The 13395-nt window shown below is 65.7% G+C and carries 15 protein-coding genes; 9 read left to right on the top strand and 6 right to left on the bottom strand.

Features of this window, described 5'->3' with window-relative positions; translation table 11 throughout:
* Nucleotides 1–409 precede the first annotated feature (409 nt).
* Both argF and KB879_RS27725 read left to right on the top strand, forming a co-directional pair.
* On the top strand, nt 410–1333 hold the full coding sequence (gene argF / locus KB879_RS27730) for an ornithine carbamoyltransferase (protein ID WP_013957893.1): 924 nt from the start codon (nt 410–412) through the stop codon (nt 1331–1333).
* An 85-nt stretch (nt 1334–1418) separates the two neighbouring features.
* Nucleotides 1419–1730, top strand: a complete 312-nt coding sequence (locus KB879_RS27725) for a pyrimidine/purine nucleoside phosphorylase (protein ID WP_010815007.1) — start codon at nt 1419–1421, stop codon at nt 1728–1730.
* 33 nt (nt 1731–1763) lie between these two features.
* Here KB879_RS27725 and murB read toward each other — a convergent pair whose 3' ends face one another.
* On the bottom strand, nt 1764–2774 hold the full coding sequence (gene murB / locus KB879_RS27720) for a UDP-N-acetylmuramate dehydrogenase (RefSeq protein ID WP_013957891.1): 1011 nt from the start codon (nt 2772–2774) through the stop codon (nt 1764–1766).
* A 125-nt stretch (nt 2775–2899) separates the two neighbouring features.
* On the opposite strand from murB, the gene KB879_RS27715 reads away from it, so the two are divergent.
* On the top strand, nt 2900–3385 hold the full coding sequence (locus KB879_RS27715; RefSeq protein ID WP_013957890.1) for a YajQ family cyclic di-GMP-binding protein: 486 nt from the start codon (nt 2900–2902) through the stop codon (nt 3383–3385).
* Between the two features lie 52 nt (nt 3386–3437).
* On the opposite strand, the gene KB879_RS27710 is transcribed toward KB879_RS27715, so the two are convergent.
* From KB879_RS27710 to KB879_RS27700, 3 genes are all read right to left on the bottom strand, one after another.
* Complete coding sequence (locus tag KB879_RS27710; RefSeq protein WP_041228459.1) at nt 3438–3896, bottom strand: DUF192 domain-containing protein; 459 nt, start codon at nt 3894–3896, stop codon at nt 3438–3440.
* Nucleotides 3897–4087: 191 nt separating this feature from the next.
* The gene (locus KB879_RS27705) at nt 4088–4282 is read right to left on the bottom strand and encodes a hypothetical protein (RefSeq protein ID WP_013957888.1); all 195 of its coding nucleotides are present in this window, start codon (nt 4280–4282) and stop codon (nt 4088–4090) included.
* Nucleotides 4283–4366: 84 nt separating this feature from the next.
* Nucleotides 4367–5047, bottom strand: coding sequence for a pseudouridine synthase (locus tag KB879_RS27700; RefSeq protein WP_211980258.1), 681 nt, complete (start codon nt 5045–5047; stop codon nt 4367–4369).
* A 270-nt stretch (nt 5048–5317) separates the two neighbouring features.
* On the opposite strand from KB879_RS27700, the gene icd reads away from it, so the two are divergent.
* Entirely contained in the window at nt 5318–6568 is a 1251-nt protein-coding gene (gene icd, locus KB879_RS27695) for an NADP-dependent isocitrate dehydrogenase (protein WP_013957886.1), read from the top strand.
* Between the two features lie 149 nt (nt 6569–6717).
* Nucleotides 6718–7179 carry a VOC family protein gene (locus KB879_RS27690; protein ID WP_013957885.1) on the top strand — a complete coding sequence of 154 codons (462 nt, stop codon included), beginning with the start codon at nt 6718–6720 and terminating at the stop codon, nt 7177–7179.
* Between the two features lie 213 nt (nt 7180–7392).
* Here the strand turns inward: KB879_RS27690 and KB879_RS27685 are convergent, their stop codons facing one another.
* Nucleotides 7393–7599 (bottom strand): cold-shock protein, encoded by a 207-nt coding sequence (locus KB879_RS27685; RefSeq protein WP_010814999.1) that lies wholly within the window; start codon nt 7597–7599, stop codon nt 7393–7395.
* 512 nt (nt 7600–8111) lie between these two features.
* Here KB879_RS27685 and clpS point away from each other — a divergent pair.
* From clpS to KB879_RS27665, 4 genes are all read left to right on the top strand, one after another.
* Nucleotides 8112–8438: an ATP-dependent Clp protease adapter ClpS gene (clpS, locus tag KB879_RS27680; protein WP_010814998.1), complete on the top strand. Its 327-nt coding sequence runs from the start codon at nt 8112–8114 to the stop codon at nt 8436–8438.
* On the top strand, nt 8435–10729 hold the full coding sequence (gene clpA, locus KB879_RS27675; RefSeq protein ID WP_013957884.1) for an ATP-dependent Clp protease ATP-binding subunit ClpA: 2295 nt from the start codon (nt 8435–8437) through the stop codon (nt 10727–10729). Before clpS ends, clpA begins: the two co-directional genes overlap by 4 nt.
* A gap of 175 nt (nt 10730–10904) precedes the next feature.
* The gene (locus KB879_RS27670; RefSeq protein ID WP_211980257.1) at nt 10905–11912 is read left to right on the top strand and encodes a tripartite tricarboxylate transporter substrate binding protein; all 1008 of its coding nucleotides are present in this window, start codon (nt 10905–10907) and stop codon (nt 11910–11912) included.
* Between the two features lie 42 nt (nt 11913–11954).
* The gene (locus KB879_RS27665; RefSeq protein WP_211980256.1) at nt 11955–12803 is read left to right on the top strand and encodes a VOC family protein; all 849 of its coding nucleotides are present in this window, start codon (nt 11955–11957) and stop codon (nt 12801–12803) included.
* A 54-nt stretch (nt 12804–12857) separates the two neighbouring features.
* Here KB879_RS27665 and dut read toward each other — a convergent pair whose 3' ends face one another.
* A complete protein-coding gene (gene dut / locus KB879_RS27660) occupies nt 12858–13358 on the bottom strand; it encodes a dUTP diphosphatase (RefSeq protein WP_011615967.1) in 501 nt (166 codons plus the stop codon).
* Nucleotides 13359–13395 lie beyond the last annotated feature (37 nt).

Raw genomic sequence — 13395 nt, 5'->3', positions numbered from 1 at the left:
ACTCGACGGTAAACCCGCTGGACGGGCGCCCGTTTGACGCGGCCGGGGCGCGTTTGGTTCGCGCTGGTTCCAGCCGGAAGGCGGGGCGTCGGTGTCTTGCGGGGGCACTTTTGATGCCGGCGGCGGGCAGCGGCATGGGTGTGCCGGGCCCCGCGTGAATCAGCGGGTATTATATCTTATATAAGAGTTGCGCATAAGGGCGAAATCCTGTCGGGAACCTGTCAGCGGCACCGCGCCGGGGCAGGGCGCGAGTTCGTGCCGGGTTGTCCCGGACTCGCCAAAGCAGAAATAATCCCTTATGATTCTTGCAGTTAAATTGCGTATGCGACGCGAAAGGCGGCTCCGCGGCGCGCTTGAGTCATGAACACTTCGTGACGGCGCGTCCCCACCGAGCCGCCTTCTTTGTTTTATGAGCTCAACCCCGATCAAGCATTACCTCCAGTTCAGCGACTTCACTCCCGACGAGTATGAGTACCTGCTGGATCGCGCGCGGATCCTGAAGGCCAAGTTCAAGAACTACGAGACCTGGCACCCGCTGCACGACCGCACGCTGGCCATGATCTTCGAGAAGAATTCCACGCGTACGCGCCTGTCGTTCGAAGCCGGCATCCACCAGCTGGGCGGCCACGCGGTGTTCCTGAACACGCGCGACTCGCAGCTGGGCCGCGGCGAGCCGATCGAGGATGCGGCGCAGGTGATCTCGCGCATGGTCGATATCATCATGATCCGCACCTTCGGCCAGGACATCATCGAGCGCTTTGCCGCGCATTCGCGCGTGCCGGTGATCAACGGCCTGACCAACGAATACCACCCGTGCCAGGTGCTGGCCGACGTCTTCACCTACATCGAGCAGCGCGGCAGCATCCGCGGCAAGACCGTGGCGTGGATCGGCGATGCCAACAACATGGCCTACACCTGGATCCAGGCCGCCGAGCGTCTGGGCTTCTCCTTCCATTTCTCGGCGCCGCCGGGCTACCAGCTCGATCCGGCCATGGTGCCGGCGTCTGCCGCCGGCCTGGTCAAGGTCTTCGACGATCCGCTCACGGCCTGCCAGGGCGCCAGCCTGGTCACCACCGATGTCTGGACCAGCATGGGCTTCGAGGCCGAGAACGACGCCCGCAAGCGCGCTTTCAAGGACTGGATGGTCACGACCCCGATGATGGACCGCGCCGAGTCCGACGCGCTCTTCATGCACTGCCTGCCGGCGCACCGCGGCGAGGAAGTCGAGGCCGCCGTGATCGACGGCCCCAAGAGCGTGGTCTGGGAAGAGGCCGAGAACCGCCTGCACGTGCAGAAGGCGCTGATGGAATACCTGCTCTGCGGCCGCTACTGAACCAGCGCGGCGCGGAGTGAACAGGGGAGGGGCCGCGATGGCCCCTCTTTTTACGTCTTTCGGACAGAAACCCAAGGAGATGGAAGTGAGCCAGTTCGACAACGTGTCGGTCGTCAAGAAAGCCAACCTGTACTTTGACGGCAAGTGCGTCAGCCATACCGTGCTGTTCCCGGACGGCACCCGCAAGACGCTGGGCGTGATCTTCCCGGCCGCGCTGACCTTCAACACCGGCGCGCCCGAGATCATGGAAATCAATGCCGGCACCTGCCGCGTGCGCCTGGCCGGTTCGGAAGACTGGCAGACCTACGGCGCGGGCCAGCAGTTCAGCGTGCCGGGCAACAGCAGCTTCGATATCGAGGTGCAGGAAACGCTGGACTACGTCTGCCACTTCGCGTGACAGGCGCGGCGGGTCAGTCCTGGCCCGCCTGCTTTACAGCACCACCGGTTCCGGTTCGATGCGCACGCCAAAGCGTGCCTGCACCGCATCGGCGATGCGGTTGGCCAGCGCCAGCAGCATCGCGCCGGTGCCGCCGCCGTGGTGCACCAGCACCAGCGCCTGCTTGCCATAGACGCCCACCGGGCCGTCGCTGACGCCCTTGAAACCACAGCGGTCGATCAGCCAGCCGGCGGCCAGCTTGTAGCTGCCGTCCGGCTGCGCGTAGCTGACCAGGTCCGGATTGGCCTGCAACAGCGCGTCGCGCTGTGCCGCGCTGACCAGCGGGTTCTTGAAGAAGCTGCCGGCATTGCCGACTTGCGCCGGGTCGGGCAGCTTGCGCGAGCGGATCGCGACCACGGCGTCGCGAATCGTGGCCGCATCGGGCGCAGCCCGGCCATCGAGTTCGCGGGCCAGCTCCCCGTACGACAGCACCGGTTGCCACGCCTTGGGCAGGCTCAGCGTCACCGCCGTGATGATGTAGCGGCCGGCGCCGGCGCGCTTGAACAGGCTGTCGCGGTAGCCGAAGCCGCACGCCCGCAGGTCCAGCCAGACGAATGCGCCGGTGTGGCGATCATAGGCGCGCACGCCTTCGAAGCGCTCGCGCAGCTCCACCCCGTAGGCGCCAATGTTCTGGATCGGCGCCGCGCCCGCGGTGCCGGGGATCAGCGCCAGGTTTTCCAGCCCGGGCATGCCGTCGGCGATGGTGCGGTTGACCAGTCCGTTCCAGTTCTCGCCGGCGCCGGCGGTGACCAGCCAGGCATCGCCAGTCTCCTCCGGCTGGTAGCCGGGTATTTCCATCAGCAGCACCAGCGCGTCCAGGTCGCCCGTCAGCACCACATTGCTGCCGCCGCCCAGGACCACCAGTGGCAGGCCGTCGGCACGCGGGTCGGCCAGTGCCGCGGTCAGGTCGGCTTCGCTGCGCACATGCACCGCAAAGCGCGCGCGCGCGTCGAATCCGAATGTATTGTGGCGACGCAGGGGATAGAATTCGTGGAAATCTGCCATGCAAGGAAAAGGTGACGCGGCCGCCGCTGGTAGGCAAGCGACCCGGAAATGCGAGGTAGGCTGGATTATACGGAAGGCGCCGCGCGCGGCCGGCTTCCGGGCATACGGATCACAAGGAGAATGCAATGCCGTCGTTTGATGTAGTGTGCGAAGCGAACATGGTCGAGGTGAAGAATGCCGTCGAGCAGGCTAACAAGGAAATCTCGACGCGCTTCGATTTCAAGGGCTCGGACGCCCGGGTCGAGCAGAAGGAAAATGAACTGACTGCCTTTGCCGACGATGATTTCAAGCTGAGCCAGGTCAAGGATGTGCTGATCAACAAGATGGCCAAGCGCAACGTGGACGTGCGCTTCCTGGACTACGGCAAGATCGACAAGATCAGCGGCGACAAGGTCAAGCAGGTGATCACGATCAAGAAGGGCGTGACCGGCGACCTGTCCAAGAAGATCGTGCGCATCATCAAGGACAGCAAGATCAAGGTGCAGGCCAGCATCCAGGGCGACGCGGTGCGCGTGTCGGGTGCCAAGCGCGACGACCTGCAGAGCGTGATGGCGATGCTGCGCAAGGATGTGTCCGAGGCGCCGCTGGACTTCAACAACTTCCGCGACTGACCCTTGCCCTCCGCGCCGGCGCTCCTGCCGGCGCCGCCTGGCGCTGCCGCCCTCAGCGAGGCTGCGGCAGTCCGCCGATTTTCGCGCCGGCCTTGATGCCTTTCTGCGTGAACCATCCCTTGTTCATTTCCAGCGCATAGCGGATCGCCGCCTTCGGGCAATGGTTGCTCTCCGTGCGCGGCGCCATGTCCTCGATATTCACGATGGTGCCGTCATCGGCCAGGAAGGCGATCGACAGCGGCAGCTCGGTATTGCGCATCCAGAAGCAGTGGCCCGCCTTCTGCTCGAACACGAACAGCATGCCGGCGTTGGGGGCCATGGTCGTGCGGTACATCAGTCCCTGCTCGCGTGCCGCCGGCGTGGCGGCAACCTCCGCCTGGATCGCAAACATGCCCGCAGTGAGCGGCACCATCGGCAGCGCGGCCTGCGCGTGCGCGATCCCGGCGCTCAGCGCGAGCAGGCCGGCAAGGGAGGAGCATTGTGACAACAGCGTCTTGGACAGGAAGGACATGGTGTTCAGTCTGAAATGGCGCGGGCCGCGGCAGCCGCAAGCATAGCGCACACGCGGCATGCTGATGTGCGGCCGACGGTACGCCGCACCTCGACAATCCTATACCGGCAATAAAAAAGGCAGGCGCCTGGCGGCAGCCTGCCATTTCTTTCCTGCCTCGCGCACGCACGGGGCAGGGAGGGCGCCAGCAATTACTGGGCAGCCGGGGCCGACGCGGCGGCCTTCTTCTTGCTGTGCTTCTTGGTGGTGGTCTTCTTCTTGGCGGCCTTCGGGGCTTCCTTGGTGGCCGCGGGCGCTGCAGTGTCGGCAGCAGCAGGTGCCGAAGCCTGGGCGAAGGCGCCGGTGGCGAACAGGCCAACAACCAGAGCAGCGATCAGTTTTTTCATGGCGTATTACCTCGAAGGATAAGAAAAGTCGGAAATGATGACGCGCGATAGGACGTGTCCCCGACAAGAACGAGGCCGTTGCCGTCAGGGTTGACCCGCGATTTGTTTTTTTTTGTAACGAGAGCGGCGCTTGGTGTCATCCGTCCTGGCTTTCGATACATCGGGCCGCCGCGCCGCATCCGGCCGGGCATGCCGAGCAACGGCCGCCAGTCCCAGTTGGGCGGCGAACACCTCGCAGCTTTCGCCGGGCGCCAGCCCCAGGGCGCGCAGGTCAAGCGGGCCGATCCCGACCCGCACCAGCCGCAACGTGGGAAAGCCGACCGCGGCGGTCATGCGGCGCACCTGCCGGTTCTTGCCCTCGCGGATCTTCAGTTCCAGCCACGCGGTCGGGATCGCCGCGCGAAAGCGCACCGGCGGCTGGCGCGGCCACAGCCAGTCGGGCGCCTCGATCGCGCGTACCCTGGCCGGCTGCGTGACGAAGTCGCCCAGGTCTACCCCGGCGCGCAGCCGGGCCAGCGCGGTGGCATCGGGAATGCCTTCGACCTGTGCCAGGTAGGTCTTCTCCAGCTTGTGGCGCGGGTCGGCGATGTGGGCCTGCAGCGCGCCGTCGTCGGTCAGCAGCAGCAAGCCCTCGCTGTCGGCATCGAGCCGCCCGGCCGGGTAGACGCCGGGCATGCTCACGCACGCGGCCAGCGTCGGGCGCGTCGGGTGTTCCGAGAACTGGCTCATGGTGCCAAACGGCTTGTTCAGGGCAATCAGGGTCATGGGGCGCAAGTATGCCGCAGTGGCGCGCAGGGGCGGGGGAGAGGATCTGGGGTCCGGCCCGATTGGCGGATGATGAAAAATTGCTGCATAATACGAAATTAGTCTTGTGTCTTATATAAGACTGAAGGCAGCACAGGGTGGCGCCAGGGTGATGCAATGCAGCACGGGTGTGCGGTAAGGCCCGCTACAATGCGTCAGCGCCCTCTCCCCGAATCTCGCCGACCGGCCACGAACCGGCGGCAGTCACAACCGTTCCGTACTGGAGACGTCATGTACCAACATATCAAGGTTCCGGCCGGCGAAAAGATCACGGTCAACCAGGATTTTTCGCTGAATGTCCCGGACAATCCGATCATTCCTTATATCGAAGGCGACGGTACGGGCCTCGATATCACTCCGGTGATGATCAAGGTGGTCGACGCGGCCGTGGCCAAGGCCTATGGCGGCAAGCGCAAGATCGCCTGGATGGAGATCTACGCCGGCGAGAAGTCGACCAAGGTCTACGGCCCGGACGTGTGGCTGCCGGACGAAACCCTGGAGGTGCTCAAGGACTATGTGGTCTCGATCAAGGGCCCGCTGACCACGCCGGTGGGCGGCGGCATCCGCTCGCTGAACGTGGCGCTGCGCCAGCAGCTGGACCTGTACGTCTGCCTGCGCCCGGTGCGCTACTTCAAGGGCGTGCCCTCGCCGGTGCGTGAGCCGGAAAAGACCGATATGGTGATCTTCCGCGAGAACTCGGAGGACATCTACGCCGGCATCGAATGGGCGGCCGAGAGCGACCAGGCCAAGAAGCTGATCGCCTTCCTGCAGAACGAGATGGGCGTGAAGAAGATCCGCTTCCCGGCGACCTCGGGCATCGGCATCAAGCCGGTCTCGCGCGAGGGCACCGAGCGCCTGGTGCGCAAGGCGATCCAGTACGCCATCGACAACGACAAGCCGTCAGTGACGCTGGTGCACAAGGGCAACATCATGAAGTTCACCGAAGGTGGCTTCCGTGACTGGGGCTACGAGCTGGCGCAAAAGGAATTCGGCGCCGAGCTGGTCGACGGCGGCCCGTGGTGCAAGTTCAAGAACCCGAAGACCGGCAAGGACATCGTGGTCAAGGACGCCATTGCCGACGCCTTCCTGCAGCAGATCCTGCTGCGTCCGGCCGAATACTCGGTGATCGCCACGCTGAATCTGAACGGCGACTATGTCTCCGACGCGCTGGCCGCGCAGGTCGGCGGCATCGGCATTGCCCCGGGCGCCAATATGTCTGACTCGGTCGCCATGTTCGAGGCCACCCACGGCACCGCGCCGAAGTACGCCGGCAAGGACTACGTCAACCCGGGCTCTGAAATCCTGTCGGCCGAAATGATGCTGCGCCACATGGGCTGGACCGAAGCCGCGGACCTGATCATCTCGTCGATGGAGAAGTCGATCCTGTCCAAGAAGGTGACGTACGACTTCGCCCGCCTGCTGGAAGGCGCGACGCAGGTGTCGTGCTCGGGCTTTGGCCAGGTGATGATCGACAATATGTAAGCACGGACTCCCGCTGCAGCGGGCGACCTGCCAAGGAAAACCCCGGTGCCGCCTGGTCGGCGCCGGGGTTTTTTTCTTGCCCCGGGCGCCAGTGTTGCCTAGAACGTCAGGGGTTGGACTGACGGGCCTGGCGGCCCGAGGAGACAGGCATGGACGATCCCTTCCGCCGCACCGCGTTCGGTGCGGCCCTCTTCTACAAGGACCCGCTGGCGGCCCTGGACTGGCTGGAGCGCGCCTTCGGCTTTGAGCGGGTCATGGTGATCCGCGACCAGCAGGACCAGCTGGTGCATTCTGAAATGCGTTTCGGCGACAGCTACCTGATGGTGGGCAGCGAGTGGGCGGACTTTACCGCCAGCCCGGCCTCGATCGGAGGCAAGAATACCCAGACCCTGCACGTGCATCTGCAGGAAGGGCTGGACCAGCATTGCGAGCACGCGCGCGCCGCCGGGGCCGTGATCCTGCGCGAGCCGCAGGACGAGTTCTACGGCGACCGGACCTACACGGCCCGGGACACGGAGGGACATGTCTGGACCTTTGGCCAGACTGTACGCAAGGTCACCAGGGAAGAGGCCGAGCAGGCCAGCGGGCTGAAGATCGACGGCTGGGCCTGATGGCCCGGACCCTGGGGCCCAAAAAGCAGAAAGCCCGGCGCGAGGCCGGGCTTTCCGTCGGATGTGGTGCGTGCAGCTGATCCGAGCCGGCACCCGCCGCGCCGCCGTGGCGGCAAGGCGGGGAGCTGGCATCGATCCCGTCCCGGGGGAGCCCCCCCCCACCCTGGTTGACCGCTCCGCGGCTCTGCGGCCGGGATGCGGTCGCGGCGCGCTTTAGCTGGCGTCCTGGATATTGGTGGCTTGCTTGCCCTTGGGGCCCTGGACCACCTCGAACGAGACGCGTTGACCTTCCTTCAGCGTCTTGAAGCCGGACATCTGGATAGCCGAAAAGTGCGCAAACAGTTCTTCTTCGCCCTCGTCCGGCTTGATGAACCCGAAGCCCTTGGCGTCATTGAACCATTTGACGATACCGCTTGCCATATACTCCCCCACGAAATAGCAGATTTCAAAGCGGGGAAGCCTTGCCGGCCAGACGGCACGGACTGCGGCGCCATGACCTGCCGCGTCCTGAGGTGCGGCAGGCGATGACGCGCGGCGAGGTGCAATCGCGTGGCGGACAGTCTCGATGCTGACTCGCCGCCGCGGCGGCCGTGGCCTCCCTGCTCACGGATCACCTGCCTCGGCTGTTGCTTTGGCTCGTTGGCCGTCGGCAGGTGTGCGAACGATTCTTCTGGCAAAGCCGGATACTGTCAAGTTGGCGGATTCCCCACTGCCAGCAGGGTGTGGCGGGAATCGGACGGCACCTGGTGGTACCTTGGCGGCATACGCCAGGGCTGCCGTGGATGCAGTCCCGCCGCGCCGGCCACGTGCCTTGCAATGCCTCCCGCGTGAAATCCCGCGTCCTTCCACCACCGGAAACAGGTGACCCGGCTCTTGAATCCGGCGCCTTTTCCCCAAATTGCAGAGTTGCGAGTAAGGGTTAGAATAAAGCCATGGCTACACGGCTTGCGAATGTTCCACAACGCGAAGCGGGCACCATCCTGGAGCGGAAAGAGCAGGCGCTTAAACCGCCCGCCATGTTCAAGGTGGTGCTGCTTAATGACGACTACACTCCGATGGAGTTTGTAGTGATGATCCTGCAGCAGTATTTCAGCAGGGACCGGGAAACGGCGACGCAGATCATGCTCACCGTGCACCGGGAAGGAAAGGGCGTCTGCGGTATCTACACCAGGGATATTGCAGCGACCAAGGTCGAGCTGGTGTCAACGCACGCGCGGCAGGCGGGGCATCCCCTGCAGTGCGTGATGGAGGAAGCATGATTGCGCAAGAATTGGAAGTGAGCCTGCATATGGCGTTTGTCGAAGCCAGGCAGGCACGCCACGAGTTCATTACCGTGGAGCACCTGCTGCTGGCATTGCTCGACAATCCCACGGCAGCGGAAGTCTTGCGCGCCTGCGCGGCCAATATAGAAGACCTGCGCACCAGCCTGAAGAACTTCATCGCGGATAACACGCCGGTGGTGCCGGGTACCGACGAGGTCGATACCCAGCCCACGCTCGGTTTCCAGCGCGTGATCCAGCGCGCGATCATGCACGTCCAGTCCACTTCCAACGGCAAGAAGGAAGTGACGGGTGCCAACGTGCTGGTCGCGATATTCGGCGAGAAGGATTCGCACGCGGTCTATTACCTGCAGCAGCAGGGCGTAACGCGCCTGGACGTGGTCAATTTCATCAGCCATGGCATCCGCAAGGACCAGTCCGAGCCCGCCAAGCATGGCGATGCCGCTGGCGAAGGCGAGGGCGGCGACGGCAAGGAAAGCCCGCTCGAGCAATACACCCAGAACCTGAACACGCTGGCCAAGGCCGGCAAGATCGACCCGCTGATCGGCCGCGAGAGCGAAGTCGAGCGCGTGGTCCAGGTGCTGTGCCGCCGGCGTAAGAACAACCCGCTGCTGGTCGGCGAGGCCGGCGTCGGCAAGACCGCGATCGCCGAGGGCCTGGCGTGGCGCATCACCAAGAACGAGGTGCCGGACATCCTGGAAAAGGCCACCGTCTACTCGCTCGACATGGGAGCGCTGCTGGCCGGCACCAAGTACCGTGGTGACTTCGAACAACGCCTGAAGGGCGTGCTGAAGTCGCTCAAGGACAATCCGAACGCGATCCTGTTCATCGACGAGATCCACACGCTGATCGGCGCGGGCGCTGCCTCGGGCGGGACGCTGGACGCCAGCAACCTGCTCAAGCCGGCGCTGTCGTCGGGCCAGCTCAAGTGCATCGGCGCGACCACCTTCACGGAATATCGCGGCATCTTCGAGAAGGACGCGGCGCTGTCGCGGCGCTTCCAGAAGATCGACGTGGTCGAACCTTCGGTGGACCAGACCGTGCAGATCCTGCGCGGCCTGAAGTCGCGCTTCGAGGAGCACCATGGCGTCAAGTACGCGGCCTCGGCGCTGACCGCGGCAGCGGAGCTGTCGGCCCGCTTCATTACCGACCGCCACCTGCCCGACAAGGCGATCGACGTGATCGACGAAGCCGGCGCGGCGCAGCGCATCCTGCCGAAGTCCAAGCAGAAGAAGACCATCGGCAAGGGCGAGATCGAGGACATCGTCTCGCGCATTGCGCGCATCCCGCCGCAGAGCGTGAACCAGGACGACCGCAGCAAGCTGCAGACGCTGGACCGCGACCTGAAGTCGGTGGTGTTCGGCCAGGACCCGGCGATCGAGGCACTGGCCTCGGCGATCAAGATGTCGCGCGCCGGCCTGGGCAAGACCGACAAGCCGATCGGGTCGTTCCTGTTCTCCGGCCCCACGGGCGTGGGCAAGACCGAGGTCGCCAAGCAACTCGCCTTCATCATGGGCATCGAGCTGCTGCGCTTTGACATGTCCGAGTACATGGAACGCCACGCGGTGAGCCGCCTTATCGGCGCGCCGCCGGGATACGTCGGCTTTGACCAGGGCGGCCTGCTGACCGAGGCTGTCACCAAGAAGCCGCACTGCGTGCTGCTGCTGGACGAAATCGAGAAGGCGCACCCGGATATCTTCAATATCCTGCTGCAGGTGATGGACCATGGTTCGCTGACCGACAACAACGGCCGGCGCGCCGACTTCCGCAACGTGATCATCATCATGACCACCAACGCGGGGGCGGAGACCATGAACCGCGCCTCCATCGGCTTCACCAGCTCGCGCGAGCAGGGCGACGAGATGGCCGACATCAAGCGCATGTTCACGCCGGAATTCCGTAACCGCCTGGATGCCATGATCAGCTTCCGGTCGCTGGATGAGGAGATCATCCTGCGCGTGGTCGACAAGTTCCTGATGCAGTTGGAAGAGCAGCTGCACGAGAAGAAGGTGGAGGCCAGCTTTACCGAGAAGCTGCGCAAGTTCCTGGCGCACAAGGGGTTCGATCCGCTGATGGGCGCGCGCCCGATGCAGCGCCTGATCCAGGACATGATCCGCAAGGCCCTGGCCGACGAGCTGCTGTTCGGCCGGCTGGTTTCGGGCGGCAAGGTGGTGGTGGACCTGGACGAGCAGGACCAGATCAAGCTCGATTTCTCCGAGATCGAGCCGGAACCGCCCGAGGCGCCCGAGGAACAGCGCGCCGAAGCCTGAGCGGTTATCGGCCGCGTTGCCTGCAACGTGGCCGGTCATCGGGCAAAATACGGGGGCGGCAGTCATGCCGCCCCTTTTCTTTTGTCCCGGCGGCCGCCGGCCATGCCCGTCGGGGCACGAGTTTGCGGCCGCGGCTGGCCGCGCAACCGGCCAGGAATCCAGCCTGAAAACCCTGATGTCCTCTGCCGAACGCACGCGGCGCCGCCGCCTGCTGCTCAAGATCCTGCCGCTGGGCGCCATGCCCGTCCCGATGCTTCACGCCGCTGCCGCCACCGGCGCCGAACCGCCGGCGGGCAACCGCCCGATCGCGCTGGTGCTGCCGTTCCCGCCTGGCGGGAGCGTCGACATCGTGGCCCGGCAGCTGCAGCCCGGGCTGAAGGCGGCGCTGGGGCAGACCGTGGTGGTCGACAACAAGCCGGGTGCCGGCGGCCTGATCGCATCGAGCACCGTGGCGCGCGCGAAGCCGGACGGCACCACTCTGTTGATGGCCTTCGACACCCACGCCATCAACCCTTTCGCCTACAAGCAGCTGCCCTACGACACCTTCCGCGATTTCTCGCCAATTTCGCAGCTGGTGCGCTTTCCGCTGGTGATTGCCGCCAATCCCGCGCTGCCGGTGGCCAATGTGCGCGAACTGGTGGCGCTGGCCAAGGCCAGGCCCGACGGCGTGCGCTATGCCTCGTCCGGCATCGGCAGCCTGAACCAGCTGGCGGCCGAGGCGCTGGCGACCGAAGCCGGCGTGCGCATGCTGCATGTGCCCTACAAGGGCGGCGGCCCGGCCGTGCAGGCGGTGCTGTCCAACGAGGTCGATATCTTCTTCAGCAGCTATGCCGCGGTGCAGGCGCACGTGGCCGCCCGCACCATCAAGGTGCTGGGCGTGACCGGCACCAGCCGGCTGCGCCAGCTGCCGCAGGTGCCGACGGTGGCCGAGCAGGGGCTCAAGGGCTTCGAGGCCTACTCCTGGATCGGCGTGTTCGGCCCGGCCGGCCTGCCGGCATCCACGGTCACGCGCATCCACGACGCGCTGGTCGAATCATTGCGCCAGCCGCGCGTGGTCGATGCGCTGGCTGCGCAGGGCTTCGAGATCGTGGGCGGCAGCCCGGCCGACCTCGGCAACCTGGTGCGCCGCGAGCATGACAAATGGCAGGCCGTGGCGCACAAGGCCAATATCCAGTTCGAATGACGATGTCCGGCGCCGGTGCGCCGTGAAACCGAGAGGACGCCGATGGTAACGCAAGCGGAAATGTTCGACCACGCCGTGGTGGTGTGCCCAGACCTCGATGCCGGGGCCCAGGCCTGGCGCCGGCTCGGCTTTACGCTGACGCCGCGCGGCTACCACACGCTCGGCTCGCAGAACCACTGCATCATGCTGCGGCGGGACTACGTTGAGCTGCTGCACGTGACCGCGCCCAGCCCCAGCCGCCAGTACTACTGGGATGCGCAGGCGCACGGCGGCGGCTGCGCGGCGATGTCGTGCAAGAGCGCCGATGCCTTTGCCACCGCGGCACGGCTGCGCGCGGCAGGCTGGCACACCTCGGACCCGATCGAGTTCTCGCGTCCGGTGCGGCTGGATGACGGCAGCGAGCATCCGGCCACCTTTCGCGTGACCGCGCTCGACGATGCGCCGGGCGCGCGCTACTTCGTTTGCGAGCACCGTACGCCCGAACTGCTGTGGCGGCCCGAATGGACCCGCCATGCCAACGGCGCGCAGAGCATCGCCACCATGTTCCTGGTGGTGGCGCCCGCGCTGGTGGACGCCGCCGCGCGCGCCTACGCGGAGCTGACCGGCGGCGAGCTGACGCAGCTGAGCGAACATGTCTGCAGCCTGGCGCTGGACGATGCCACGCTGGTGGTCAGCACGCCGCAGGCGCTGGCTTCGGCCACCGGCACCGCGCATATCCGGCGCGAGGGGCCGGGCTACGCGGCGATCCGCCTGCGCACCAATGACCTGGCGGCGGCGCGTGCCGGGTGGCGCGAACAGGGTGTGCCGACCCACGATCTGGGCCCGCGCGAGACCCTGGTGCTGGCGGATGCCGCCAGCGGCGTGGCGCTGCTGTTCGAGCAGCAGGGCTGAAATGCAAACTGGCGCCCCGCGGGGCGCCAGTGTCTTGTGCGGCCTTAGGCTGCGTCAGGCGCTGGCCTTGGCGTGATGTACGCCGGTCGAGCCAAAGCCGCCCGCGCCGCGTTCGCTGTCTTCGCTGAATTCTGCCACCGTCGAAAACACCGGCCGCAGCACCGGCACGAACATCATCTGCGCGATGCGCTCGCCCGGCTGGATCACGATCGGCTCGGTGCCGGGCGCATTGCGGTTCCACACGCTGACCATGATCTGGCCCTGGTAGTCGGCATCGATCACGCCGATCGAATTGCCCAGCACCAGGCCCTTCTTGTGGCCCAGGCCCGAGCGCGGCACGATGGTCGCGGCCATGTACGGGTTGCCCATGTGCACGGCGATGCCGGCCGGCACCAGTTGCGCGGGCGTGCCCGGCGCGATCGATACCGGGGCGTCGACGCAGGCATGCAGGTCGATGGCGGCGGCCATTTCGCTCTGGTAGGCGGGCAGGCCCCATTCATTCAGGCGCGCATCGAGCACCTTGATTTCGACGGTCGGGTTCAGTGGCTGGGTCATGGGAATCCTGGGGAAAATCGGTTCAACGGAATAGGTG

The organism is Cupriavidus sp. KK10 (genome assembly GCF_018223725.1).
GTDB classification, from domain to species: domain Bacteria; phylum Pseudomonadota; class Gammaproteobacteria; order Burkholderiales; family Burkholderiaceae; genus Cupriavidus; species Cupriavidus necator.
Note: the sequence above shows the minus strand (reverse complement) of the source record. Positions and strands in the feature narration are given on the sequence as shown.

What these genes read in the sequence shown, in the direction of transcription:
- KB879_RS27700 (WP_211980258.1), bottom strand. Translation starts at nt 5,047, where the DNA reads ATGACCCTGATTGCCCTGAACAAGCCGTTTGGCACCATGAGCCAGTTC.
- KB879_RS27665 (WP_211980256.1), top strand. Translation starts at nt 11,955, where the DNA reads ATGGTAACGCAAGCGGAAATGTTCGACCACGCCGTGGTGGTGTGCCCA.
- KB879_RS27670 (WP_211980257.1), top strand. Translation starts at nt 10,905, where the DNA reads ATGTCCTCTGCCGAACGCACGCGGCGCCGCCGCCTGCTGCTCAAGATC.
- argF (WP_013957893.1), top strand. Translation starts at nt 410, where the DNA reads ATGAGCTCAACCCCGATCAAGCATTACCTCCAGTTCAGCGACTTCACT.
- KB879_RS27710 (WP_041228459.1), bottom strand. Translation starts at nt 3,896, where the DNA reads ATGTCCTTCCTGTCCAAGACGCTGTTGTCACAATGCTCCTCCCTTGCC.
- clpS (WP_010814998.1), top strand. Translation starts at nt 8,112, where the DNA reads ATGGCTACACGGCTTGCGAATGTTCCACAACGCGAAGCGGGCACCATC.
- icd (WP_013957886.1), top strand. Translation starts at nt 5,318, where the DNA reads ATGTACCAACATATCAAGGTTCCGGCCGGCGAAAAGATCACGGTCAAC.
- KB879_RS27715 (WP_013957890.1), top strand. Translation starts at nt 2,900, where the DNA reads ATGCCGTCGTTTGATGTAGTGTGCGAAGCGAACATGGTCGAGGTGAAG.
- dut (WP_011615967.1), bottom strand. Translation starts at nt 13,358, where the DNA reads ATGACCCAGCCACTGAACCCGACCGTCGAAATCAAGGTGCTCGATGCG.
- KB879_RS27690 (WP_013957885.1), top strand. Translation starts at nt 6,718, where the DNA reads ATGGACGATCCCTTCCGCCGCACCGCGTTCGGTGCGGCCCTCTTCTAC.
- KB879_RS27705 (WP_013957888.1), bottom strand. Translation starts at nt 4,282, where the DNA reads ATGAAAAAACTGATCGCTGCTCTGGTTGTTGGCCTGTTCGCCACCGGC.
- clpA (WP_013957884.1), top strand. Translation starts at nt 8,435, where the DNA reads ATGATTGCGCAAGAATTGGAAGTGAGCCTGCATATGGCGTTTGTCGAA.
- KB879_RS27685 (WP_010814999.1), bottom strand. Translation starts at nt 7,599, where the DNA reads ATGGCAAGCGGTATCGTCAAATGGTTCAATGACGCCAAGGGCTTCGGG.
- murB (WP_013957891.1), bottom strand. Translation starts at nt 2,774, where the DNA reads ATGGCAGATTTCCACGAATTCTATCCCCTGCGTCGCCACAATACATTC.